This window comes from Streptomyces sp. NPDC052682, from assembly GCF_040678435.1.
In the GTDB taxonomy this organism is placed as follows: Bacteria; Actinomycetota; Actinomycetes; order Streptomycetales; family Streptomycetaceae; genus Streptomyces.
On the sequence record NZ_JBFATS010000016.1, the window covers coordinates 1 to 23,464 of the forward strand.

General features: G+C 73.7%; 18 protein-coding genes, 1 rRNA gene and 1 pseudogene. 16 read left to right on the forward strand and 4 right to left on the reverse strand.

Features of this window, described 5'->3' with window-relative positions; genetic code table 11:
- Both rrf and AB0K80_RS24105 read left to right on the forward strand, forming a co-directional pair.
- Window positions 1-92, forward strand: a 5S ribosomal RNA gene (rrf, locus tag AB0K80_RS24100); the annotation flags it as partial.
- Between the two features lie 1,105 nt (window positions 93-1,197).
- Complete coding sequence (locus AB0K80_RS24105) at window positions 1,198-1,929, forward strand: hypothetical protein (RefSeq protein WP_365673201.1); 732 nt, start codon at window positions 1,198-1,200, stop codon at window positions 1,927-1,929.
- Window positions 1,930-1,983: 54 nt separating this feature from the next.
- Here AB0K80_RS24105 and AB0K80_RS24110 read toward each other — a convergent pair whose 3' ends face one another.
- Window positions 1,984-3,276, reverse strand: a complete 1,293-nt coding sequence (locus AB0K80_RS24110) for a DUF1015 domain-containing protein (protein WP_365672902.1) — start codon at window positions 3,274-3,276, stop codon at window positions 1,984-1,986.
- 74 nt (window positions 3,277-3,350) lie between these two features.
- Between AB0K80_RS24110 and AB0K80_RS24115 the strand changes: the two genes are divergently transcribed.
- The 4 genes from AB0K80_RS24115 to AB0K80_RS24130 all read left to right on the forward strand — a co-directional run bounded on the left by AB0K80_RS24115 (window position 3,351) and on the right by AB0K80_RS24130 (window position 7,516).
- Window positions 3,351-4,382, forward strand: coding sequence for an HAD hydrolase-like protein (locus tag AB0K80_RS24115; RefSeq protein ID WP_365672904.1), 1,032 nt, complete (start codon window positions 3,351-3,353; stop codon window positions 4,380-4,382).
- Between the two features lie 85 nt (window positions 4,383-4,467).
- Window positions 4,468-5,511 carry an iron chelate uptake ABC transporter family permease subunit gene (locus AB0K80_RS24120; protein WP_365672906.1) on the forward strand — a complete coding sequence of 348 codons (1,044 nt, stop codon included), beginning with the start codon at window positions 4,468-4,470 and terminating at the stop codon, window positions 5,509-5,511.
- Between the two features lie 8 nt (window positions 5,512-5,519).
- Window positions 5,520-6,566: an iron chelate uptake ABC transporter family permease subunit gene (locus AB0K80_RS24125; RefSeq protein ID WP_365672908.1), complete on the forward strand. Its 1,047-nt coding sequence runs from the start codon at window positions 5,520-5,522 to the stop codon at window positions 6,564-6,566.
- The gene (locus AB0K80_RS24130) at window positions 6,563-7,516 is read left to right on the forward strand and encodes an ABC transporter ATP-binding protein (protein ID WP_365672911.1); all 954 of its coding nucleotides are present in this window, start codon (window positions 6,563-6,565) and stop codon (window positions 7,514-7,516) included. Before AB0K80_RS24125 ends, AB0K80_RS24130 begins: the two co-directional genes overlap by 4 nt.
- On the opposite strand, the gene AB0K80_RS24135 is transcribed toward AB0K80_RS24130, so the two are convergent.
- Window positions 7,500-7,847 (reverse strand): SCP2 sterol-binding domain-containing protein, encoded by a 348-nt coding sequence (locus AB0K80_RS24135; protein WP_365672914.1) that lies wholly within the window; start codon window positions 7,845-7,847, stop codon window positions 7,500-7,502. The genes AB0K80_RS24130 and AB0K80_RS24135 overlap by 17 nt on opposite strands.
- Before the next feature lie 42 nt (window positions 7,848-7,889).
- On the opposite strand from AB0K80_RS24135, the gene AB0K80_RS24140 reads away from it, so the two are divergent.
- From AB0K80_RS24140 to AB0K80_RS24165, 6 genes and pseudogenes are all read left to right on the forward strand, one after another.
- The gene (locus AB0K80_RS24140; protein WP_365672916.1) at window positions 7,890-8,174 is read left to right on the forward strand and encodes a hypothetical protein; all 285 of its coding nucleotides are present in this window, start codon (window positions 7,890-7,892) and stop codon (window positions 8,172-8,174) included.
- Between the two features lie 7 nt (window positions 8,175-8,181).
- Window positions 8,182-8,997 (forward strand): TlyA family RNA methyltransferase, encoded by an 816-nt coding sequence (locus tag AB0K80_RS24145; RefSeq protein WP_365672918.1) that lies wholly within the window; start codon window positions 8,182-8,184, stop codon window positions 8,995-8,997.
- The gene (locus tag AB0K80_RS24150) at window positions 8,994-9,899 is read left to right on the forward strand and encodes an NAD kinase (protein WP_365672920.1); all 906 of its coding nucleotides are present in this window, start codon (window positions 8,994-8,996) and stop codon (window positions 9,897-9,899) included. Before AB0K80_RS24145 ends, AB0K80_RS24150 begins: the two co-directional genes overlap by 4 nt.
- Window positions 9,900-10,012: 113 nt before the next feature.
- On the forward strand, window positions 10,013-11,731 hold the full coding sequence (gene recN / locus AB0K80_RS24155; RefSeq protein ID WP_365673203.1) for a DNA repair protein RecN: 1,719 nt from the start codon (window positions 10,013-10,015) through the stop codon (window positions 11,729-11,731).
- 19 nt (window positions 11,732-11,750) lie between these two features.
- Window positions 11,751-12,380 (forward strand): annotated as a pseudogene (locus AB0K80_RS24160) (hypothetical protein).
- Window positions 12,381-12,606: 226 nt separating this feature from the next.
- Window positions 12,607-13,749 (forward strand): glycosyltransferase family 4 protein, encoded by a 1,143-nt coding sequence (locus tag AB0K80_RS24165; RefSeq protein WP_365672922.1) that lies wholly within the window; start codon window positions 12,607-12,609, stop codon window positions 13,747-13,749.
- Here AB0K80_RS24165 and AB0K80_RS24170 read toward each other — a convergent pair whose 3' ends face one another.
- Window positions 13,750-15,411: a PucR family transcriptional regulator gene (locus AB0K80_RS24170; RefSeq protein WP_365672923.1), complete on the reverse strand. Its 1,662-nt coding sequence runs from the start codon at window positions 15,409-15,411 to the stop codon at window positions 13,750-13,752. It lies immediately after the preceding gene.
- Between the two features lie 88 nt (window positions 15,412-15,499).
- On the opposite strand from AB0K80_RS24170, the gene AB0K80_RS24175 reads away from it, so the two are divergent.
- Window positions 15,500-16,462: an LLM class F420-dependent oxidoreductase gene (locus tag AB0K80_RS24175; RefSeq protein WP_365672925.1), complete on the forward strand. Its 963-nt coding sequence runs from the start codon at window positions 15,500-15,502 to the stop codon at window positions 16,460-16,462.
- Here the strand turns inward: AB0K80_RS24175 and AB0K80_RS24180 are convergent.
- On the reverse strand, window positions 16,459-18,261 hold the full coding sequence (locus AB0K80_RS24180) for a glycoside hydrolase family 15 protein (protein ID WP_365673205.1): 1,803 nt from the start codon (window positions 18,259-18,261) through the stop codon (window positions 16,459-16,461). The two genes, AB0K80_RS24175 and AB0K80_RS24180, sit on opposite strands and share 4 nt — an antisense overlap.
- Before the next feature lie 529 nt (window positions 18,262-18,790).
- Between AB0K80_RS24180 and AB0K80_RS24185 the strand changes: the two genes are divergently transcribed.
- From AB0K80_RS24185 to AB0K80_RS24195, 3 genes are all read left to right on the forward strand, one after another.
- The gene (locus AB0K80_RS24185) at window positions 18,791-20,476 is read left to right on the forward strand and encodes a CTP synthase (protein ID WP_365672927.1); all 1,686 of its coding nucleotides are present in this window, start codon (window positions 18,791-18,793) and stop codon (window positions 20,474-20,476) included.
- A gap of 90 nt (window positions 20,477-20,566) precedes the next feature.
- The gene (locus AB0K80_RS24190) at window positions 20,567-21,193 is read left to right on the forward strand and encodes an NUDIX hydrolase (RefSeq protein ID WP_365672928.1); all 627 of its coding nucleotides are present in this window, start codon (window positions 20,567-20,569) and stop codon (window positions 21,191-21,193) included.
- A gap of 193 nt (window positions 21,194-21,386) precedes the next feature.
- Window positions 21,387-23,450 (forward strand): tetratricopeptide repeat protein, encoded by a 2,064-nt coding sequence (locus AB0K80_RS24195; RefSeq protein WP_365672930.1) that lies wholly within the window; start codon window positions 21,387-21,389, stop codon window positions 23,448-23,450.
- The last annotated feature ends 14 nt before the right edge of the window (window positions 23,451-23,464 follow it).

Consider the following 23,464-nt stretch of genomic DNA (forward strand, 5'->3'; position numbering starts at 1 on the left):
CGCCCGGTTACATTCCGAACCCGGAAGCTAAGCCTTACAGCGCCGATGGTACTGCAGGGGGGACCCTGTGGGAGAGTAGGACGCCGCCGAACAATCTTTGGAGGGACCCCTGGTCACCAGCGTACAGCTGGGATCAGGGGTCCTTTTCTTTTTACAATGCTTGCGGTACCGAAGACAGGAGTCACCATGTCCACCAACTCTCCCGACGACCGACCGGAGCGCGACCAGCGGCGACGGGACAGTGGTGATCGCGGCGACCGCGGTGGTCAGCGCGGGGACCGTGGCGGCTTCCGCCGGGACAACGACCGTCGCGACAGCGACCGTGGTGGCTACGGCCGTCGCGAAGGCGACCGCGGTGGTTTCCGGCGCGACGACAGGCGTGATGACAGGCGTGATGACAGGCGTGACGACCGCCGTGGTGACGAGCGTGGGGAGCGCGGTGGTTTCCGCCGCGACCGCGAGGACAACCGTGGTGAGCGGGGCGGGTACGGCCGGCGGGACGACCGTGACCGGGGTCCGCGCCGTGACGACCGGGACCGTGGCTTCCGGCGGGATGACCGCGGTGACCGTCCCTCCTTCCGCCGCGACGACCGCCGCGACGACCGCCGTGACGACCGTCGCGATGACCGCCGTGACGATCGTGGGGAGCGGCGGGGCGACGACCGCGGTGGCTTCCAGCGCCAGGACAGCCGCGGTGGTGGATACGGTCGGCGTGATGACCGGCGAGGGGACGACCGCGGACCGCGTGGCGGTTTCCGGCGGGACGACCGCCGCGGTGACGACCGTCGGGACGACAGGCGTGACGACCGGCGTGACGAGCGTCGGGACGAGCGGGACCGTGGCTTCCGGCGGGACGACCGGGGTGGTTTCCGGGGCCGCGACGACCGTCGCGGGGACAGCCGTGACCACCGCGGCGACCGCGGCGGCTTCCGGCGCGAGGACGACCGCGGTGAGCGCGGCGGTTTCCGCACCCGGGACGACCAGCGTCCGGACCGCGGCGGCTTCCGGCGGGACGACAGCAGGGGCGAGCGGGGCGGGTTCCGCGGGCGTGATGACCGCGGGCGGGACGACCGTGGCCGCGGGCCCCGCCGGGACGAGCGCGGTGGCCGGCCCGGGGGGTTCCGGGGCCGTGACGACCGGCACGGCGGCGGCCGGTTCCGTGAGGAGCGGGAGCGGGACAGGGAGCCGATCAAGCGGCTGCCCATCCCGGAGGACGTCACGGGCGACGAGATCGACAAGGACGTACGGCAGGAGCTGCAGAGTCTGCCCAAGACGCTCGCGGAGGATGTCGCCAAGAACCTGGTGATGGTCGCGCGGCTCATCGACGAGGACCCCGAGGCCGCCTACGGCTACTCCAAGGTGGCGCTGCGGCTGGCGTCGCGGGTCGCCGCCGTACGGGAGGCCGCCGGGTTCGCGGCGTACGCGAACCAGAAGTACGGTGAGGCGCTCGCCGAGTTCCGGGCCGCGCGGCGGATGACCGGGACCGTGGACCTGTGGCCGGTGATGGCCGACTGCGAGCGTGGGCTCGGGCGGCCGGAGAAGGCGCTGGACATGGCCGGTGCGCCCGAGGTGCACAAGCTGGACAAGGCCGGGCAGGTCGAGATGCGGCTCGTCGCGGCCGGCGCCCGGCGTGACATGGGGCAGCTGGACGCGGCCATCGTGACGCTGCAGAGCCCCGAGCTGGCGTCCAGCTCCGTGCAGCCGTGGACCGCACGCCTGCGGTACGCGTACGCCGACGCGCTGCTCGCCGCCGGGCGGGACGGCGAGGCGCGGGAGTGGTTCGCGAAGGCCGTGGAGGCCGACCGGGACGGCAGCACCGACGCCTCGGACCGGCTCGCCGAGCTGGACGGGGTGGAGTTCACGGACGCCCTGGACGAGAGCCAGGACGACGGTGACGCGGCCTCCCCGGAGGACGGCGACAAGGACTGACGTAAGGGAACGAAGAGACGAAGGGGCGGGGCCGGTGGTCCCGCCCCTTCGGCGTCACAGGTCCAGTGCGCGCAATACGAGGCCGGACGCCGGTTTCGGGCCGAACGACGTCGACTTGCGGGGCATGCTCACGCCCTGCCGGGCCAGGTCCCGGACGACCTCCTCGCGGACGGGATGCAGCAGCACGGCCGTACCGCCGTCGCGTTCCGCCTTGCTGACCGTGGCGGCCGGGTCGTGGATGTAGGCGATGCGGGCCGGGTCGTCCTCCGGGACGCGCCAGACGTGGGCGAGGAGCGTGGCGTGCAGCACCGTCGCGTCCAGGGTGCGCCAGGCGACGGGGCGGTCGAGCGGGACCGTCCGGGCCAGCAGGTCCGGGTCCGGGCGGTCGACCAGGTGGAAGGCGCCGTCGCCGGCGAGCAGGAAGGCGTTGCCCGCGCAGGCCGCGTCCGCCAGGACCTCCAGGGCGTCGGGCAGGGCGACGTCGAGACGCCGTACGCGGAACCGGCCGTCCAGGGCGGCGAGGGCCTCCGCCACCGGCAGGCCGTGCAGGAGGCGGTGGATGGCGCGGACACGCAGGGGGTAGCGGGCCGTGTCGACGAGGAGGACCAGGCCGTAGTCCCAGGGGCTGGGGGAGGGGTGTTCGGCGCGCAGCCGGCGGTAGGTGGCCCAGCGGTGGTGGCCGTCGGCGATGAGGGCCTGGTGCCGGGCGAGGTCGGCGCGGATCGTCGCCAGGTCGTCGGGGTCGGTGAGCGACCACAGGCGGTGGCTGAAGCCGTCCTCGGTCGTCGTCGACAGCAGGGGAGGGGTGGCCGCCGTGCGCTCCACCAGGTCGGCCGTGGCGGTCGCCGAGCCGTCGCCGCGGTACGTCAGCAGGAGGGGTTCGAGGTTCGCCGAGGTGGCGCGCATCAGGGCCGCGCGGTCGGCGACGATGTGCGGCATCACGTCCTCGTGCGGCAGCACCACCTGCTCGGCGGGGTCCGTCACTCGCAGGGCGCCTATGACGCCGCGTTGCAGCATGCCGCCGCCGTCGCGCTGCTCGTAGACGTACAGGCCCGGCTCGGGGTCGGCGGTCAGGACGCCCTCGGACAGCCAGCGGCGCAGGGTGTCGGCGGCCTGGGCGTTGCGGGCGCCGGGGGTGTCGGCCTGGGGCAGGATCAGGCGGACGATGTTGTACGGGTCGGCGGACTGGAGGTGGTGCAGGCCGTCGGGGCGGACCACGACGTCGTAGGGCGGGGATGTCACGGCGGCCAGGCTGCCGACCCGGTCGGGGTCGTAACGAAGGCCTCGGAACGGGGTGAGTTCGAGGCCTCGGCGCGGCGTTGCTTCCGAGTGACCTGCTGTGTTCATCCCGGCATCGTACGGGTGCCGGTGGCATGGGGGATGATCGGGGGAAAGTGAGCCGTACCAAGGAGCGATGCGGAATGAGCCGGAGCGTCAGGACGAGGCCCGAGGGCAGTGGGCGGGCCCTGAGCGAGGCGTACGACACGGCGCTGCTCGACCTGGACGGGGTGGTGTACGCGGGCGGGAACGCCATCGAGCACGCGGTCGAGTCGCTGGATCGGGCGCGTGCCGGCGGGATGCACCTCGCGTACGTCACCAACAACGCGCTGCGGACTCCGGACGCCGTGGCCGCGCATCTGACCGAGCTGGGTGTACCGGCGGACGCCGGTGATGTCATCACCTCGGCGCAGGCGGTCGCCCGGCTGATCAGCGAGCAGGTGCCGGAGGGCTCCCGGGTGCTGGTGGTCGGCGGGGAGGGGTTGCGGGTCGCGCTGCGCGAGCGCGGGCTGGTGCCCGTCGAGTCGGCCGACGACGATCCGGCGGCGGTCGTGCAGGGGTACGGCGGTCCGGAGTTGCCGTGGGGGCGTTTCGCGGAGGCCAGTTACGCCGTCGCGCGCGGGGTGCCGTGGTTCGCGTCCAACACCGATCTGACGATTCCGAGCGGGCGCGGGATCGCGCCGGGCAACGGGGCGGCCGTGGAGGTCGTACGGATCGCCACGGGAGCCGAACCGCAGGTCGCGGGCAAGCCGTTGCCCCCGATGCACCGGGAGACCATCCTGCGGACGGGCGCCCGGCGGCCGCTCGTGGTGGGGGACCGGCTGGACACCGACATCGAGGGGGCGTTCAACGGGGACGTGGACTCGCTGCTGGTGCTGACCGGGGTGACCGACGGGGCGCAGCTCCTCGCGGCTCCGCCGCAGCACCGGCCGACGTATGTCGACGCCGACCTGCGGGGGCTGCTCGCCGGGCAGCCGGAGGTCGCCGAGGCGGACGGCCGGGGCTTTTGTTGCGGGGGCTGGACGGCGACGGCCGGGGCGGAGCGGCTGGAGCTTGAGGGAGAGGGTGAGGCCCTGGACGGGCTGCGGGCGCTGTGTGCGGCGGCCTGGACGGCGGCCGGTGACGGGGTGTGCGAGCTGGACGGAGGGAAGGCGCTGGCGCGGTTGGGGCTGTGAGGGGTCGTCCGGGACGCCCTCGGGCAGCGGGAGGTTGCCGGGCTCGGCATCGAGATCGCTTGGCAGGGTAGGCTAACCTAACTGCGTGTTGGTCGACAGTCCTCCCGAACAGCGCGCGGAGACCGCCCCCGCGCCCCCGAACCGCCGGGCGATACGTGCCGTCGGCCTGCTCGTCGCCGTCGCGCTCCTGGTGGCCGTCGCGCTGGCGAGCATCGCCGTCGGCGCCAAAGAGCTGTCCCTGGCGCAGGTCTGGCACGGCTTGTTCGACGACTCGGGCACTTACGGGGACGTGGTCGTGGCGGAGCGGCTGTCGCGGACCGTTCTCGGGTTGCTGGCCGGCGCCGCGCTCGGCCTGTCCGGTGCGGTGCTCCAGGCGCTCACCCGCAACCCGCTGGCCGACCCCGGTCTGCTCGGCATCAACGCGGGCGCGTCCGCCGCGGTCGTCACGGCCATCACGTACCTCGGCGTCACCTCGCTGAGCGGCTACGTGTGGTTCGCGTTCTTCGGCGCCGCGGCGGTGGGGGCGCTGGTGTGGTTCCTGGGCGGCAGCAGGGGAGCGACGCCGGTGCGGCTGGCACTGGCCGGCACCGCGATCAGCGCCGCGCTGTACGGCTACCTCCAGGCCGTGATGATCATGGACGAGGCCGCGCTCGGCAAGATGCGGTTCTGGACGGTCGGTTCGCTGTCGGCGGCGGACGACTCGGCCATCACCCAGGTGCTGCCGTTCTTCGCGGCCGGCATGCTCCTCGCCCTCGGCCTCGCCCGGCCGCTCAACGCCATGGCCATGGGCGACGACACCGCCAGGGCGCTCGGCGCCGACCTCAACCGGACGCGGGCGCTGTCGATGCTGGCCGCGACCGTGCTGTGCGGGGCCGCGACCGCCGCCTGCGGGCCGATCGTGTTCGTGGGGCTGATGGTGCCGCACGTGGTGCGCTCCTTCACCGGGCCCGACCTGCGCTGGATCCTGCCGTACGCGGCGATCCTGTCGCCGGTGCTGCTGCTCGGCGCCGACGTCATCGGCCGGATCGTGGCCCGGCCCTCCGAGCTGCAGGTCGGCATCGTCACCGCGGTCCTCGGCGGCCCGGTGTTCATCTTTCTCGTACGACGGCGGAGGACGGCGCAGCTGTGAGGACCGCGGTGAAGACCACACGGGCCAACCGTGCCGTGCGGACCCCGGGCGGGCTGTCCGTCCTTGTGGACGTCCGTGCCCTGATCGTGGTCGTGCTGCTGCTGGTCGCGGCGCTCGCGGCGAGCGTGGTGCTGATCGGCACCGGTGACTTCCCGATCCCGACCGCCGATGTGCTCAGGACGCTCGTGGGGAACGGCACCGCGGGGCAGGAGTTCATCGTCAACGAGCTGCGCCTGCCGCGGGTGCTGGTCGGGCTGCTGGTCGGGGCCTCGCTGGGGTTGGGCGGCGCGCTGTTCCAGTCCATCTCCCGCAATCCGCTGGGCAGTCCGGACGTGCTCGGCCTCGGGCAGGGGGCGACCGCCGGGGCCCTGGTGGTGATCGTGCTGTTCTCCGGGTCCGCGAACCAGGTGGCCCTCGGAGCACTCGTGGGCGGCCTGGCGACCGGGCTCGCCATCTATCTGCTCGCCTGGAAGCAGGGTGTGCACGGGTATCGACTGGTTCTGGTCGGTATCGGTGTCTCGGCGATCGTCACCGCCGTCAACGGCTACCTGCTCACCAAGTCCGACATCGTGGACGCGGCCCGCGCGGTGGTGTGGATGACCGGGTCCCTCGACGGCCGTGACTGGGCCCAGGTCTGGCCGCTGCTCGCGCTGTTCGCCGTGCTCGTGCCGCTGGTCCTCGCCAACGCGCGGGGGCTGCGGATGCTGGAGATGGGCGACGACGTCTCGTACGCCCTCGGCGTGCGCGTCGAGCGCGTACGGGCGTTGCTGATGGTGGCCGCCGTACTGCTCACCGCCTCCGCCACCGCCGCGGCCGGGCCCGTCAGCTTCGTCGCGCTCACCGCGCCGCAGCTCGCCCGGCGGCTGACCCGCTCGCCCGGCCCGAACCTGCTGGCCTCCCTGTGCATGGGCGCCGCCCTGCTGGTGACCGCCGACTGGGCCTCGCAGCGGCTCTTCGGCGCCGAGCAGTTGCCCGTCGGCGTGGTCACCGGTGTGCTCGGCGGTGTGTATCTGCTGTGGCTGCTGGTCACCGAGCGCAGGGCGGGCCGGATATGAGCGGCCGGAGCGTCGGGAGCACCACGGCCGGGAACAGCAGGCCCGGGAGCAGCACGGCCGGGAACAGCAGGCCCGACAGCAGCAGGGCCGCCGGCGGGCCGAACACCGACGGGCCGCAGAACAAAAGGAGCACCGTGAACCGTCTGTCCGCCCAGGACGTCACCCTCGCCTACGACCAGCGCGTCATCGCCGAGCAGCTGTCGGTGGAGATACCCGACCACTCCTTCACCGTCATCGTCGGCCCCAACGCGTGCGGCAAGTCCACGCTCCTGCGGGCGCTGTCGCGGATGCTCAAGCCCAGCCAGGGCCGGGTGCTGCTCGACGGGCAGGTCATCCAGTCGATGCCCGCCAAGAAGGTCGCCCGGACGCTGGGCCTGCTGCCCCAGTCGTCCATCGCGCCCGACGGCATCACCGTCGCCGACCTGGTCGGCCGGGGCCGCTACCCGCACCAGGGCATCCTGCGCCAGTGGTCCGCCGAGGACGAGCGGGTGGTCCAGGAGTCGATGCGGCAGACCGGGGTCGCCGAGCTCGCCGACCGGTACGTCGACGAACTCTCCGGCGGTCAGCGGCAGCGCGTGTGGATCGCCATGGCGCTGGCCCAGCAGACCCCGCTGCTGCTGCTCGACGAGCCGACCACGTTCCTGGACATCCAGCACCAGATCGACGTGCTGGACCTGTGCGCCGAGCTGCACGAGGAGCAGGGGCGCACGCTCGTCGCCGTCCTGCACGACCTGAACCACGCCGCGCGGTACGCCACCCACCTCATCGCCTTGAAGTCCGGCAGGGTCATCGCCGAGGGCGCGCCGGGCGACATCGTCACCGCGGAGCTGGTCGAGGAGGTGTTCGGGCTGCGCTGCCAGGTGATCGACGACCCGGAGACGGGCACGCCCCTGGTGGTGCCGGCGGCGCGCAGGGCGCGGGCACGGGCCGTCGCTACAGAAGCTTCCTGAGGCGGAACAGGTCCCGCAGGCCCGCCTCCAGCCTCACCCGGCCCGAGCCCCAGGCCTTCGCGAAGTTCAGCTCGCCGTCGACCAGCGCCACCAGGTCGTCGCCGGTCATGGCCAGTCTGATCTCGGCCTTCTCGCGCGGCGGACCGTCGAGGGTGTCGTGCACCACGATCCGGCCGTCCTGGAGGCGGCCGGTGAAGGTGACGTCGAGGTCCGTGATGTGGCAGCTCACCGAGCGGTCCAGGGCCGCCGCCTCGCGGACATCCCCTTCGGTGTTCTGCATGCTGTCCGAAAGCTTCTCGAGTGCGGCACGGCACTCATCGATCGTGGCCATCGCGATCGACGGTACACCGCCTGTTCGAGGTAGCGTCTGGGCATGGACGAGTCGGTTCCGCAGACGCAGACCCCTGAGGAGACGGCGGCGCCCGGGCCCGCGTACGACCCCGCCGCCCCCGCCCCGCTGCACGTGCCCCGCACGCCCACCGGCAACGCCGACGTGGACGCGGCCCTTCAGCGGCTCGGTGACGCCGACCACCTCGCCACCGACGGGCACGTGGAGGTGTACGAGGATGTACACCGGGGGCTGCGCGACGCGCTCACCGCGCTCGACGCCCGCCCGGGACCTCCGGCGCCCCCATCGGCCTACGGGAACAGGAGCTGAACCCACCGTGGCAGGAGTCGCACGCCGCCGTCTCGACGCGGAGCTGGTCCGCCGCAAGCTCGCGCGCTCGCGGGAGCACGCCAGCCAGCTGATCGCCGCCGGGCGGGTCACCGTCGGCAGGACCGTCGCGACCAAGCCCGCCACACAGGTCGAGACCGCGGCCGCGATCGTCGTCGCCCAGGACGACAGCGACCCCGACTACGTCTCCCGGGGCGGACACAAGCTCGCCGGTGCCCTTGAGGTCTTCGTGCCGCAGGGGCTGGTCGTCGAGGGCCGGCGGGCCCTGGACGCCGGCGCCTCCACCGGCGGCTTCACCGACGTACTGCTGCGCTCCGGAGCCGCGCACGTCGTCGCCGTGGACGTCGGATACGGACAACTCGCCTGGTCTCTGCGCAACGATGAACGCGTCACCGTCAAGGACCGTACGAACGTACGCGAGTTGACGCTCGACGTGATCGGTGGGGAGCCTGTGGATCTTGTCGTGGGGGATCTGTCCTTCATCCCGCTGGGGCTGGTGCTGCCGGCCCTGGTGCGGTGTGTGAAGCCGGACGCCGACCTGGTGATGATGGTCAAGCCGCAGTTCGAGGTGGGCAAGGAGCGGCTGGGCAGCGGGGGAGTCGTACGCAGTCCGCAACTGCGGGCGGAGGCCGTGCGGGGGGTGGCCGACAAGGCCTGGCAGCTGGGGCTCGGGGCGAAGGGCGTGACGGCCAGTCCGCTGCCCGGGCCCTCGGGCAATGTCGAGTACTTTCTGTGGCTGCGCGCCGGGGCCCCGCAACCGGACCCGGCCGACATCGACCGAGCAGTGGCGGAGGGGCCGCGTTGACCGAGAACCGAGCTCGTACTGTTTTCCTGCTCGCCCACACCGGCCGGCCCGCGGCCGTGCGCAGCGCCGAGCTCCTCGTCAAGGGGCTGCTGCGGTCCGGGATCGGCGTGCGTGGCCTGGAGGCCGAGGCGCGGGACCTTCCGCTGCCGGACGAGGTCGACCTGGTCAAGGAAGCCACGCCGCAGTGCCTGGACGGCTGTGAGCTGCTGATCGTGCTCGGCGGTGACGGCACGCTGCTGCGGGGCGCGGAGTTCGCCCGGGCGTCCGGTGTGCCGATGCTCGGCGTCAACCTCGGGCGGGTCGGGTTCCTCGCCGAAGCCGAGCGCGACGACCTGGAGAAGGTCGTCGACCGGGTCGTGAGCAGGGCGTACGAGGTCGAGGAGCGCATGACCATCGACGTGGTCGTGCACCGCAACGGCGAGATCGTGCACACCGACTGGGCGCTCAACGAGGCCGCCGTGCAGAAGGGGTCCGTCGAGAAGCTCCTGGAGGTGGTCCTGGAGATCGACGGGCGGCCGGTGACCGGGTTCGGCTGCGACGGGATCGTGTGCGCGACGCCCACCGGGTCGACGGCGTACGCGTTCTCCGCGGGCGGGCCCGTGGTGTGGCCGGAGGTGGAGGCGCTGCTGATGGTGCCGATCTCCGCGCACGCGCTGTTCGCCAAGCCGTTGGTGACCTCGCCGGACTCCGTGCTCGCGGTGGAGGTCCTGCCGCATGTCTCGCCGGGGGTGCTGTGGTGTGACGGGCGGCGGACCGTGGAGTTGCCGCCGGGGGCGCGGGTGGAGGTGCGGCGGGGGGCCGTGCCGGTGCTGCTCGCGCGGCTGCATCACGCGTCGTTCACCGACCGGCTCGTGGCCAAGTTCGCCTTGCCGGTCTCCGGGTGGCGGGGGGCGCCGCACTAGCCGGTCGCGCAGCGCCCCGCACCCATGCGGGCAGCCACTCACGTGGGTGACAAAGGCGGGCCGGTCGCACTCCCGGGCTTCGACCTCGTAAGGTCTTGTCCGTGTTGGAGGAGATGCGGATACGGTCGCTTGGTGTGATCGACGACGCTGTCGTCGAGCTGTCGCCCGGATTCACCGCTGTCACCGGTGAGACGGGCGCGGGCAAGACCATGGTGGTCACCAGCCTCGGACTGCTGCTGGGCGGGCGCGCGGACCCGGCGCTCGTGCGGATCGGAGCCGAGAAGGCGGTCGTGGAGGGGCGGATCACCGTCCCCGCGGGCGCGGCGGCCGCCGTCCGTGCCGAGGAGGCCGGGGCCGAGCTCGACGACGGGGCGCTGCTGGTCAGCCGTACCGTTTCCGCCGAGGGACGATCGCGGGCTCACCTGGGCGGGCGCAGCGTGCCCGTGGGGCTGCTCGCGGAGCTCGCCGACGAGCTGGTGGCCGTGCACGGGCAGACCGACCAGCAGGGGCTGCTGAAGCTGTCCCGGCAGCGGCAGGCGCTCGACCGGTACGCGGGCGACGCCGTCGCCGTGCCGCTCGCCAAGTACAGCGAGGCGTACAAGCGGCTGCGGGCCGTCTCCGCCGAACTGGAGGAGATCACCACGCGCGCGCGTGAGCGGGCCCAGGAGGCCGACATGCTGCGCTACGGCCTCGACGAGATCGCCGCCGTCGCACCGCGCGCGGGTGAGGACGTGGAGCTGGCCGAGGAGGCCGAGCGGCTCGGGCACGCCGAGGCGCTGGCGTCCGCCGCGAACGCCGCGCACCGCGCTCTGGCGGGCGACCCGGAGGACCCCGAGGGCGTCGACGCGGGCACGCTCGTCGCGGGTGCGGCACGGGCGCTGGAGGCCGTACGGTCGCACGATCCGGCGCTGGCCGCGCTCGCCGACCGGATCGGGGAGGTCGGGATCCTGCTGCGGGACGTGGCGGGGGAGCTGGCCGGGTACGCCGACGACCTGGACGCCGACCCGCTGCGGCTGGCCGCCGTCGAGGAGCGGCGGGCCGCGCTCAACGGGCTGACGCGGAAGTACGGCGAGGACATCGCCGCCGTGCTGGCGTGGGCCGAGCGCGGCGCGCAGCGGCTGACCGAACTCGACGGCGACGACGAGCGGATCGCGGAGCTGACCGCCGAGCGGGACGCGCTGCGCGCCGAACTGGGCGGTCTGGCGCAGGCCCTGACGGATGCCCGGACGGAGGCCGCCGAGCGGTTCGCCGCCGCCGTGACCGCCGAGCTGGCCTCGCTCGCCATGCCGCACGCACGCGTGTCCTTCGACATCCGGCAGAGCGAGGACCCCGACGGCGTCGAGGTCCATGGGCGGACGGTGGCGTACGGGCCGTCCGGTGCCGACGAGGTCGAGCTGCTGCTCGCCCCGCACCCCGGGGCGCCGCCCCGGCCCATCGCCAAGGGCGCCTCCGGTGGTGAGCTGTCGCGCGTGATGCTCGCCGTGGAAGTGGTCTTCGCGGGCACGGACCCCGTGCCGACGTACCTCTTCGACGAGGTCGACGCGGGTGTCGGCGGCAAGGCCGCGGTCGAGATCGGGCGGCGGCTGGCGCGGCTGGCCAAGACCGCGCAGGTCGTGGTGGTGACGCACCTGCCGCAGGTGGCCGCCTTCGCGGACCGGCAGCTGCTGGTCGAGAAGACCGATGACGGGTCGGTGACCCGGTCCGGTGTGAAGGTGCTCGAAGGGGAGGAGCGGATCCGGGAGCTGTCCCGGATGCTCGCCGGGCAGGAGGACTCCGAGACGGCCCGGGCGCACGCGGAGGAGCTGCTGGCGACGGCTCGGGCGGACGTGTAGCGGACCCGGTACCGGTGCCCTGCGGGCTGCGGCGCCGGGTGGCCGGGAGCGGAAGAACTACGCCGGGCGGACCGTCGAGTTGTACGCGGGGCCGGCGGCGGCGCTGGCCGCGGCGGCCGGGGCGGGACGGGGGCGGCCCGCCCCCGCCTTCGCCGTCCTGGCGGCCGGGTGTGCGGCGCCTGGGGCGATGTCGCCGGTGACGAGCGGCGCGGGTTCCTGGCGCATCTGGCCGCACTGCGCGACGGTGAGGTCACCAGCGGGGCCGTGAAGCTGTTCGGGATCTCCGCGGCCGGGCTCGTCGCCGGGGCGCTGTGAGGGAACGGCCGGTCGACCAGGTGCTCGCCGGGGTCGTGATCGCCGGGGCCGCGCACTTCGTGAACCTCCTCGACGTACGGTCCGGCCGGGCCGCCGCGGCGGTGCTCGCGCTCGGGGCGCCGGGGCTGCTGCCCGGCCGGGCCGCAGGGCAGCTGTCCGCCGCCGCGCTCGGAGCCGCCGCGGCCGTGCTGCCGACGACCTGGGCGAGCGGGCCATGATCGGCGACACGGGAGCACACGCGAGGGGCGCGGCCGGCGTCGCCGGTGCCGGGCGCGCCGGGCTGGTGGCGCACCTGGCCGCACTGGTGACGGCGGCGATGTACGGCGACAGGTGAGCGGGGCGGTCCGGGCAACGGGACAGTGGCGTCACTCGTGTGGGTGACGCTGGCCGTCTCGTTGCCGTGGCAGTCCCGAGGCGGCGGTCCCCGCCCGTCCCGGAACCCCCGTACGAGCTGGCATCCTTGGCGGTGTACGGGAAGAAAACCGCGCGCTGCGCCCCCGCCGTCCGATCCTTCTGTACTTTCGTCGTGACCGCTCGACCGAACCAGGAGCCCCGGCCACGTGACCCCCGTGAGCAGCCCCTCACTGCACGGCCAGTCGCCGCTGCGCACCGTGCAGGTGCTGGGCGGAGGCAACGCCACCAGCAGCGCCCACGTGCGCTCCCTGGCCGCGGGGCTCGTCGCGCGGGGCGTGAAGGTCACGGTGTGCGCCCCCGTGGAGGCCGACCGCGCCTACGACTTCACCGGCGCCGGCGCCGACCACGTGCACGTGCCGCGCAGCAGCGACCCGGTGTCGGTGGCGGCCCTGCGCGCGGCCTGCGCGCATGCCGACCTGGTACACGCGCACGGGCTGCACGCCTCCTTCCGTACCGTGCTCGCGCTCAGCGGGCGGCGGGTGCGCACCCCGCTGGTCGTGACCTGGCACGACCGGGCCCACGCCGAGGGGGCGCGCGCCCAGTTGCTGCGGCTGTTGGAGCGGCGGGTGGTGAAGGCGGCCACCGTGGTGCTCGGGACGACGTCCGCGCTGGTGGACCGGGCGCGCCTGACCGGTGCCCGGGACGCGCGGCTCGCCGCCGTCGCCCTGCCGGGTCCCCGGCGGCCCGTCGAGCCCGACGACCCGGACGGGCTGCGCTCGAAGGTACGGGCCGAACTCGGCGCCATCGGGCGGCCGTTGCTGATCGCGGTCGGCTCACTTGAGGCCCACCGGGGGTACGACGTCCTGCTGAACGCCGCGCGCGCGTGGCGCCACCTCGACCCGCTGCCGCTGGTGGTGATCGCCGGGGAGGGGCCGCTGCGCGCCGGACTCCAGTGGCGGATCGAGGACGAGGGGCTGCCGGTCCGGCTCATCGGCCGGCGCGACGACGTGCCCGACCTGCTCGCCGCCGCCGACCTGGCGCTGCTGCCCAGCCGCTGGGAGGCGCGCTCGGTGCTCGCGCAGGAGGCCCTCCACGCGCGCGTGCCACTCGTCGCGACCGCCGTCGGCGGCATCCCCGAACTCGTCGGTGACGCGGCCGAACTCCTCCCGTACGGGGACGCGAACGCGCTGGCGGAGACCGTCGTGCGGCTGCTCGGCGACCCCGAACGCCGCCGGCTGCTGCAGGACAGGGGCGTGCGGCAGGCGGCCACCTGGCCGACCGAGGACGAGACCGTCGCCCAGGTGCTCAGCATCTACGACGAGTTGACGCAGCCGCAGCCGCTGCTCTGACTAGCTCACATGGCGCCGGGCGCGCAGCGCCAGGTTCAGCGCCAGCACCGTCTGCGGGTCGTCGAGGTCCGTGCCCAGCAACTCCCCGATGCGTGCGAGCCGGTTGTACAGGGTCTGCCGGTTCAGGTGCAGTTCGCGGGCCGTCTCCGCCTTGCGGCCCGCGTGGGCCAGGTAGGTCTCCAGGGTGGGCAGCAGCGGCGGGCGGGAGCGGCGGTCGTGGTCCCGCAGCGGGCCGATCGCACGGTCCACGAAGGCCGCCAGGTCCGGATGGCCGCGCAGCCGCCACAGCAGCAGGTCGATGTCCAGGCGGCGCGCGTCGTACCACGGCCGGTCGGGCAGCCCCTGGGCGGCGGTCGCCGTCTCCGCCGCGTGCCGCAGGCCCGCCGAGGCCGCCGCCCAGCCGCCGGCCACCCCGACGACCACCACCGGCGCCGGCGCGCCCGGCCGCAGCATCCCGGCCCGTTCCGCCCCGGCCCGCAGCGCCGCCGCGACCCGGTCCGCCACCGCCGGCCGCTCCGCCTCCGCGCGCAGCGCGACCAGCAAGGGCACCCGGCCCTCCACCGGCCGTACGCCCAGCAGCACCGGCACTCCCACCGCGGCCAGCTCCTCCCCGACCGCACGGGCCAGCACCGCCCAGCCCCCGTCCGGGGCGAGGGCGTCGCCGAGCCGCATCACCACCGGCAGCAGCGGGCTGTCCCCCGGTCTGAAGCCCAGCACGCGTGCGTGCGCGGGGGCGTCCTCCGCGGTGACCCGGCCCTCGGCGAGGTCGGTGAGGAAGTCACCGCGCCCCCGTGCCGCCAGCTCCTCCTCCTGGCGGGCCTGCATCAGCACCACGGCCAGCAGGCCCGCCGCCCGCTCGGCCGCCATCCGGTGCACCGGGGCCAGGGAGGTCCGCACGGGCAGCAGCACCAGACGGGCGCGCACACCCGAGGTGCCGGGACCGCCGCCGGGGACGTCGACCAGCAGCGAGCCCGCGGGCGGCGGCTCGTCCCTGTGCTGACCGCGCAGGCCCTCCCACACCTGCAGCGGGTCGGTGCCCTCGGGTCCGGCCCCGGCGGCGTACAGCAGCCGTCCGTCCGCGGTCTCCAGGAACACCGGATTGCCGCCGAACTCGGCCAGGACGGCGAGGACCTGCGGCACCCCGCCGCCGCCCAGCAAAGCCTCGGTGCAGCGGCGGTGCACCTCCTCGGCGCGCTGCAGCAGCGCGTAGTGGCCGTTGACGATCTCGGTGTGGATCTCCTCCGTCACCGTCACGAACGGCACCTCACGGTGCAGCTGGACCAGCGGCAGACCGGCCGCGCGGGCCGTGTCCACCAGGGCGGCGGGCAGACGCGTGAAGCGCGGGCCGAGCTCCACCACCAGAGCCGCAATGCCTCGCTCGGCCAGCGTACGGACGAACGCCCGCTGCTCGGCGGGGCGCGAGCCCAGCCCGTAGCCGGTGGTCAGCAGCAGCTCGCCGCCCTTGAGCAGTGAGGCGATGTGCGGCACCTCACCCGCGTGCACCCAGCGCACCGTGCGCCCCAGCCGGTCGGCGCCCGCCAGCACCTCGGGCAGCCCGCCGCGCAGCCCGGGCAGCTCCAGCGCCCGCTGCACGGTGATCCCGGCGCCGTGCGTGTCGAACGCGCCGTCCCTGCCCACCGCGCTGTCCCTGCCGCTGTCCATGGGCCGGACGCTACCCGGGACGGCGCCGTCGTACGAGACGGCCCGTGCGGGCGGAATAGGGCGTGAACGGCCGGGTAGGGGCGCGGCCATGGAGTTCAGCGTGGTCGCGGTGGCGAGGGAAGACGACAGTCCGGTCGAGGAGCCGCTGCGGGTGGCCGTGGCGGCCGACCGGCTCGGCTACCGGGAGGTGTGGGCCGGCGAGGGCCCGACCTGGGACGCGTTCGTGCTGGCCGCGGCGATCGGACGGGCCACCGAGCGGGTGGCCCTGACGGCCGGGCCGGTGCCGGTGTCGGTGCGTGACCCGTACACCCTGGCCCGGGGCGCCGCCTCGGTCGCGGCCGTCACCGGCCGCCCGGCGGGCGTGGCCCTGGGAACGTCCAGCAAGCGGGTCGTCGAGGGCGTGCACGGCCGCCCGCGGGTGCGGCCCGCCGCCGTGCTGGAGGAGACGGCGGCGGCCGTACGCGGCCTGCTGCACGGCGTGCCGGGGGAACCCGTCGTGCCCGGCAGCACCTTCCGCCGCCGTCTGGCGCCGCCCGGCGGGCCGCTCACCGTGGCCGCGTTCGGCGACCGCGCCATCGCCACGGCCGCCGCGCACGCCGACCGCATGCTGCTCGACCTGGTCACCCCGGAGCAGGTGCGCACCCTGCGGACGAAGCTCCGCGACGCCGCCTCCCGCATCGGCCGTACGCCGCCCCAGCTGGCCGCCTGGCTGCCCGCCGCCGTCGACCCCGGGCCGGAGGCCCGTACGCAGATCCTGCGCAGCGTCGCCGGCTACCTGACCGTGCCGGGTTACCGCGAGATGTTCGCCGCGGCCGGCCTGGGTGAAGCCGTCGAGCTGGCCCGCGCCGGCGCCGGCCCCGGCGCCCTGCTGCGGGCCCTGCCGCCCGAGGCCGCCGAGCTGGTCGGCCTGGTCGGCGACCCCGGCACCGTGCGGGCCCGGGTCTACGCCTACGCCGAGGCGGGCCTCGACGAGATCGCCCTGGTCCCCGCGACAGCGGGCGATCCGGCGGGGGAGCGCACCCTCACCGCGCTCCGGCCCCTCCTGGCCTAGCCGCCGTACGCGCCGGACGCCGTCAGCCGCAGGGCCGTGTCGATCAGCGGCACGTGGCTGAAGGCCTGCGGGAAGTTGCCGACCTGGCGCTGCAGGCGGGGGTCCCACTCCTCCGCCAGCAGGCCCAGGTCGTTGCGCAGCGACAGCAGCTTCTCGAACAGCGCGCGGGCCTCGTCGACGCGGCCGATCATCGCCAGGTCGTCGGCCATCCAGAACGAGCAGGCCAGGAAGGCGCCCTCGTCACCGGGCAGACCGTCGACGCCCGCGTTGTCGCCGTGGGTCGGGTAGCGCAGGATGAAGCCGTCCGGGGTGGACAGCTCCCGCTGGATCGCCTCGATGGTGCCGATGACGCGCTTGTCGTCGGGGGGCAGGAAGCCCATCTGCGGGATCAGCAGCAGCGACGCGTCCAGCTCCTTGGAGCCGTAGGACTGCGTGAAGGTGTTGCGCTCCTTGTCGTAACCCTTCTCGCACACGTCCCGGTGGATCTCGTCGCGCAGCTCCTTCCAGCGCTCCAGCGGGCCGTCCACGTCGCCGGACTCGATCAGCTTGATGGTGCGGTCGACCGCGACCCAGGCCATCACCTTGGAGTGCACGAAGTGGCGGCGCGGGCCGCGCACCTCCCAGATGCCCTCGTCCGGCTCCTGCCAGTGGTCCTCGAGGTAGCGGATCAGCTTCAGCTGGAGCAGCGAGGCGTAGTCGCTGCGCGCCAGACCCGTCATGTGGGCCAGGTGCAGGGCCTCGGTGACCTCGCCGTAGACGTCCAGCTGGAGCTGGTGGGCGGCGCCGTTGCCGACCCGGACGGGGGCGGAGTTCTCGTAACCCGGCAGCCAGTCCAGCTCCGCCTCGCCGAGCTCGCGCTCGCCGGCGATGCCGTACATGATCTGCAGGTTCTCCGGGTCGCCGGCCACCGCGCGCAGCAGCCACTCGCGCCAGGCGCGGGCCTCCTCGCGGTAGCCGGTGCGCAGCAGCGACGACAGGGTGATCGCGGCGTCGCGCAGCCAGGTGTAGCGGTAGTCCCAGTTGCGCACGCCGCCGATGTCCTCGGGCAGGGAGGTGGTGGGGGCCGCCACGATGCCGCCGGTGGGGGCGTACGTCAGGGCCTTGAGCGTGATCAGGGAGCGGATCACGGCCTCGCGGTAGGGGCCGTGGTACGTACAGTGCTCGACCCACTCGCGCCAGAACTCCTCGGTCGCCTCCAGCGACTGCTCCGGCTCGGGCAGCGCCGGCGGCTCCTTGTGCGAGGGCTGCCAGGAGATCGTGAAGGCGATCCGGTCACCGGGAGCGACCGTGAAGTCCGCGTACGTGGTCAGCGACTTGCCATAGGTCTCGGCGTGTGTGTCGAACCACACGGAGTCGGGGCCGGCGACCGCCACCGTGCGCCCCTCGTGCTTGTGCACCCACGGCACGATCCGGCCGTAGGAGAACCGCATCCGCAGCGCCGAGCGCATCGGGACACGGCCCGAGACGCCCTCCACGATGCGGACCAGCTGCGGGGCGCCGTCCCGCGGCGGCATGAAGTCGATCACCCGGACCGTGCCGCGCTGGGTGTCCCACTCGGACTCCAGGATCAGCGAGTCGCCGCGGTAGCTGCGCCGGGCCGCGACGGGCGGCTGCTGGTCGGAGGCGTACGCGGGGCCGAGCCGCCAGAAGCCGTGCTCCTCGTTGCCCAGCAGGCCGGCGAAGATGGCGTGCGAGTCGAAGCGGGGCAGGCACAGCCAGTCGACCGTCCCGTCCCGGCAGACCAGGGCAGCGGTCTGCATGTCTCCGATGAGTGCGTAGTCTTCGATGCGCCCGGCCACGTGCAACTCCAGTCGAACGGCCACGTCACCCCACGAGGGGGCTGTCGCTAGTGCGGTCAAGGGGTTCTTGTAATGCGTCGTTGAGCGATGAAGCAAAACAGCCGCTCTGCCGTGACGCAAAACGCCAATTGTTGCTCAACGAACTGACGAGCTCACGTTGTTCCGGTGTGAACGGTCGGGGGTGGTGCCGTGTCTCCGGCGGGCTCGGCAGCGAGTGTCCGAGCAGGATACGACGCACGTAGATGATCTGTGTGCCGCTCTGGGCAAGGTAACTCCGCCGAACGAGTGAGCAACGGGTGAGAGACGGGTGAGGGCGAGCGGATCCGTGTCGGTCCGTGCGCGGAGCGTGGCCGGAAGCCATCCCCGCGCGGCGCTGATACGCTGGTAGCCCGTGGACCGGTGGGCGCCCCCCGAAGGGAACCAATCCGAAGGGGACCCCCGAACCGCAGCGACGGCAACCCCCGGACACCTCCGGCCGGACAGCCGCACCGCACCTCCATACCGCGACCACGGGAGCCCCCTCTTGGCCATGCCGCCCGCTGCTTTCCGAAACAGCACCACGACGACCAAGCACATCTTCGTCACCGGGGGTGTCGCCTCCTCGCTCGGCAAGGGGCTGACCGCCTCCAGCCTCGGCATGCTGCTCAAGGCCCGCGGCCTGCGCGTCGTGATGCAGAAGCTCGACCCGTACCTGAACGTCGACCCTGGCACGATGAACCCCTTCCAGCACGGTGAGGTGTTCGTCACCAACGACGGTGCGGAGACCGATCTCGACATCGGACACTACGAGCGCTTCCTCGACCGTGACTTGGACGGCTCTGCCAATGTCACTACAGGCCAGGTCTACTCGACGGTGATCGCCAAGGAGCGGCGCGGCGAGTACCTGGGCGACACCGTGCAGGTCATCCCGCACATCACCAACGAGATCAAGCATCGCATCCGCCGCATGGCGACGGACGAGGTCGACGTCGTGATCACCGAGGTGGGCGGCACGGTCGGCGACATCGAGTCGCTGCCCTTCCTGGAGACCGTCCGCCAGGTGCGGCACGAGGTCGGCCGCGACAACGTCTTCGTCGTCCACATCTCCCTCCTGCCGTACATCGGGCCCTCGGGAGAGCTCAAGACCAAGCCGACCCAGCACTCGGTGGCGGCGCTGCGCAACATCGGTATCCAGCCGGACGCGATCGTGCTGCGCTGCGACCGCGAGGTGCCCACCGCGATCAAGCGGAAGATCTCGCTGATGTGCGACGTCGACGAGGCCGCCGTCGTGGCCTGCCCCGACGCCCGCTCGATCTACGACATCCCGAAGGTCGTGCACTCCGAGGGCCTGGACGCCTACGTGGTGCGCAAGCTGGACCTGCCGTTCCGCGACGTGGACTGGACGACCTGGGACGACCTGCTCGACCGCGTCCACAACCCCGAGCACGAGATCACCCTCGCCCTGGTCGGCAAGTACATCGACCTGCCCGACGCCTACCTGTCGGTCACCGAGGCCCTGCGCGCCGGCGGGTTCGCCCACAAGGCCCGCGTGAAGATCAAGTGGGTCACCTCCGACGACTGCAAGACCCCGGCCGGCGCCGCCCAGCAGCTCGGCGACGTCGACGGCATCTGCATCCCCGGCGGCTTCGGCGACCGCGGTGTGCTCGGCAAGGTCGGCGCGATCAAGTACGCCCGCGAGAACAGGATCCCGCTGCTCGGCCTGTGCCTGGGCCTGCAGTGCATCGTGATCGAGGCCGCCCGCAACCTGGCCGGCATCCCGGACGCCAACTCCACCGAGTTCGACCCGGCCACCGCCCACCCGGTCATCTCCACCATGGCCGAGCAGCTCGACATCGTCGCCGGCGAGGGCGACATGGGCGGGACGATGCGGCTGGGCATGTACCCGGCCAAGCTGGCCGAGGGCTCGATCGTGCGCGAGGTGTACGACGGCAAGGAGTACGTCGAGGAGCGGCACCGGCACCGCTACGAGGTGAACAACGCCTACCGCGCGGAGCTGGAGAAGAAGGCGGGCATCCAGTTCTCCGGCACCTCGCCGGACGGCAAACTCGTCGAGTACGTGGAGTACCCGCGGGACGTCCACCCGTACCTGGTCGCGACGCAGGCGCACCCGGAGCTGCGCTCGCGGCCCACGCGTCCGCACCCGCTGTTCGCGGGGCTCGTGAAGGCGGCCATCGAGCGTCAGCGGGCCGAGGGCGCGCAGGAGCGTTCCGAGTAACACACCAGTTGTACGGTGGCCGGGGTGCGAACCTTCAAAGGTGAGCGCCCCGGCTTCGGTTTTCCTGGCGCACATGTGGAGGGACAGGGCATGACCATCAAGGACACCCCCGAGGAGTGGGAGATCCGCCGGACGGACACCCCCTTCACGGGCAAGAAGACCTCCGTCCGCACGGACGACGTGGTCATGCCGGACGGCACGGTCGTCACCCGCGACTACCAGGTCCACCCCGGCTCGGTGGCCGTGCTCGCCCTGGACGACGCCGACCGGGTCCTGGTGCTGCGCCAGTACCGCCACCCCGTGCGTCACAAGCTGTGGGAGATCCCGGCCGGCCTGCTCGACGTGCCCGGCGAGAACCCGCTGCACGCCGCCCAGCGCGAGCTGTACGAGGAGGCCCACGTCAAGGCCGAGGACTGGCGTGTGCTGACCGACGTCTACACCACGCCCGGCGGCTGCGACGAGGCCGTACGGATCTTCCTCGCCCGCGATCTGTCGGAGGCCGAGGGCGAGCGCTTCGCGGTCGAGGAGGAGGAGGCCGACATGGAGATCGCCCGGGTGCCGGTCGCGGAACTGGTGCGCGGGGTGCTGGCCGGGGAACTGCACAACAACTGCCTCGTCGTCGGTGTCCTCTCGCTCGTCGCCGCCCGCGACGGGGACGGGCTGGACGCCCTGCGGCCGGCCGACGCGCCCTGGCCGGCACGCCCCTTCGAGGCCTGACCGCGGCGTGGGGGCCGCATCCGCCCCTGACCTGCCCCTGTTCCCGTGGTCGGTATGACGATCTGCTGATCCGATCGAGGGACCCGTCCGCCGCGCTCCACCCGGAACGTAGCAGAGCGTGAACTAGGCTCTGAGGACGCCCGATCCGGAGTCCCGGCGGGCTTGCGTGTGCGGTGGGACGGGAGTGTGGCCCGTGACGGATCAGGCGGTGGACACAGGCGGCGTGCAGCTCTTCGGACAGCTCGGGGAGGACCGGTTCCTCGGCCGCACACGCGAGGTGAAGGAGCTGCGCGCCGACATCGAGCGCACCGGCCTGGACACCCTCGCCGGCCGCAAGGCGCCCCGCGCGCGTGTGCTGCTCATCGCCGGCCGGCCCGGCTCCGGCCGCACCGCCCTCGCCGTGGAGCTCGCACGGCAGGTGGCCCACCACTACCCGGACGGGGTGCTGCGCGCCCGCCTGAGCGAGCCCGACGGCACGCCCGTCCCCGTCGAGCGCACCGCCCGGGACCTGCTCGCCGCCCTCGAGGTGACCGCCCCGGCGGGAGCCGCCGAGGACGATCTCACCGCCGAGCTGCGCGGCGCCCTGGCCGGCCGCCGGGCCCTGCTGCTGCTCGACGACGCGGCCGACGCCGACCAGGTCGACGCCCTGCTGCCGGACAACCCGGACTGCCTGGTCGTCGCCGTCTCCCAAGGGCCGCTGACCGGCATCGCGGACGTCCGCCCGTGCACCCTGGGCGGCCTGGACACCAAGTCGGCGGTGGAGCTGCTGTCCCGGCACACCGGCTCGGTCCGCATCACGGTCGACCCCCGGTCCGCCGAGAGCCTGGCCGAGGTGTGCCAGGGGCAGCCGGCGGCGCTGATGCTGGCGGGCGGCTGGCTCGCCGCCCGGCCCCAGGCGGCCGTCTCCGACCTGGCCAAACAGCTGCGCGCCGAGGACGCCGAAGGCACCCCCCTGCACCGCGTATTCGGACTCGCCTACGCCTCCCTGCCCGCCGGCACGGCCCGGATGCTGCGCCTGCTCTCCCTGGCCCCGGCCGGCCTGGTCGACCCGCAGATCGCCTCCGCGCTCACCGGCTGCTCGGTCAGCAGCGCCCGCACCACCCTGGACGACCTCGCCGCCCTGGGCTTCCTGCACGCGGTCGAGTCGCCGCTTCCGGAGTACCAGGTGCCCGGCTGCCTGCACCCCCTGCTGCGCCGCCTGGCCGTGCTCAAGGACAAGCCCGCCGAGCTCCAGCTGGCCCGCGCCCGCATGCTGGAGCGGACCCTGCGCCTGCTCCAGTCCTGCCGGGCCATCACCGAGACCGACAGCCCGAAGGCCCGCGAGAAGCTCCTGTCCATGCCCCCGGCGCTGCGCTTCCCCAGCCCCCGGGCCGCCGCCGACTGGCTGCGCATCCGCCGGCCCGCCCTGCTGGCCGCCGCGCGCCACGCGGTCGCCGACGGGGGCCTCGACACCCTGGCCCGCCGCCTGATGTCCCAGCTGGTCCGCGCGCTGGTCGCCCACGTCGGCACCCAGGGCGCCGCGGCCGACCTGTACACCGTCCACTGCCTGGTCCTCGACGTGGCCGAGCGGCGGAACCTGCCCCGCGAGAAGGCCGCCGCCCTGCTCAACCTCGGCGACCTCGACGCCCGCACCGGCCGCAACGCCGAGGCGCTGGTGCGCTACCGGGCCGCGCTGGACGCCGGCCGCGAGGCGAACGACCCCTACGCCACCGGCCGCGCGATGGAATCCGTAGGCGGTGCCCACCTGGAGCTCGGCGACTACGACCGGGCCGCCGACTGGTTCGGCCGCGCCCTGGTCGAGCGGCTCGCCCGGGACGAGCGCGCGGACGCCGCCCGGCTGTACGGCAGGATCGCCGCCGCCCACACCTGCGCCGGGCGCTACGGCGAGGCCGTACGCAACTGGCGGGCGGCCCTCGCCGGGTACCGCAAGATCGGCGATCCGGGCGCGCAGGCGCGGGCGTTGAGCGAACTGGCCCGGGTCCAGGAGCACGCCGGACGTCCTGAGGAGTCGCTGCGCACCTGCCGGGAGGCGGCCGAGTGGGCGCGGCGGGCCGAGGACACCCGGCTGCAGGCCGCGCTGCACCTGCGGATCGCCGACATCCTCGGGCATCTCGGCGACTCCGTGGCGGCCCACCTGCACCGGGGCGTGGCCGAGCGGCTGCTGGACGAGGAGCCCGAGGGGGCCTCCGCGGACGACTCCGGTCCGGAACAGGACGCTAACGCCTGCGAAATCCGTAGTGCATCCGCTGAAGATTGATGCAATGAAAGGCT

What these genes read in the sequence shown, in the direction of transcription:
- AB0K80_RS24110 (WP_365672902.1), bottom strand. Translation starts at nt 3,276, where the DNA reads ATGAACACAGCAGGTCACTCGGAAGCAACGCCGCGCCGAGGCCTCGAA.
- AB0K80_RS24115 (WP_365672904.1), top strand. Translation starts at nt 3,351, where the DNA reads ATGAGCCGGAGCGTCAGGACGAGGCCCGAGGGCAGTGGGCGGGCCCTG.
- AB0K80_RS24130 (WP_365672911.1), top strand. Translation starts at nt 6,563, where the DNA reads ATGAGCGGCCGGAGCGTCGGGAGCACCACGGCCGGGAACAGCAGGCCC.
- AB0K80_RS24135 (WP_365672914.1), bottom strand. Translation starts at nt 7,847, where the DNA reads ATGGCCACGATCGATGAGTGCCGTGCCGCACTCGAGAAGCTTTCGGAC.
- AB0K80_RS24140 (WP_365672916.1), top strand. Translation starts at nt 7,890, where the DNA reads ATGGACGAGTCGGTTCCGCAGACGCAGACCCCTGAGGAGACGGCGGCG.
- recN (WP_365673203.1), top strand. Translation starts at nt 10,013, where the DNA reads ATGCGGATACGGTCGCTTGGTGTGATCGACGACGCTGTCGTCGAGCTG.
- AB0K80_RS24170 (WP_365672923.1), bottom strand. Translation starts at nt 15,411, where the DNA reads ATGGACAGCGGCAGGGACAGCGCGGTGGGCAGGGACGGCGCGTTCGAC.
- AB0K80_RS24175 (WP_365672925.1), top strand. Translation starts at nt 15,500, where the DNA reads ATGGAGTTCAGCGTGGTCGCGGTGGCGAGGGAAGACGACAGTCCGGTC.
- AB0K80_RS24185 (WP_365672927.1), top strand. Translation starts at nt 18,791, where the DNA reads ATGCCGCCCGCTGCTTTCCGAAACAGCACCACGACGACCAAGCACATC.
- AB0K80_RS24190 (WP_365672928.1), top strand. Translation starts at nt 20,567, where the DNA reads ATGACCATCAAGGACACCCCCGAGGAGTGGGAGATCCGCCGGACGGAC.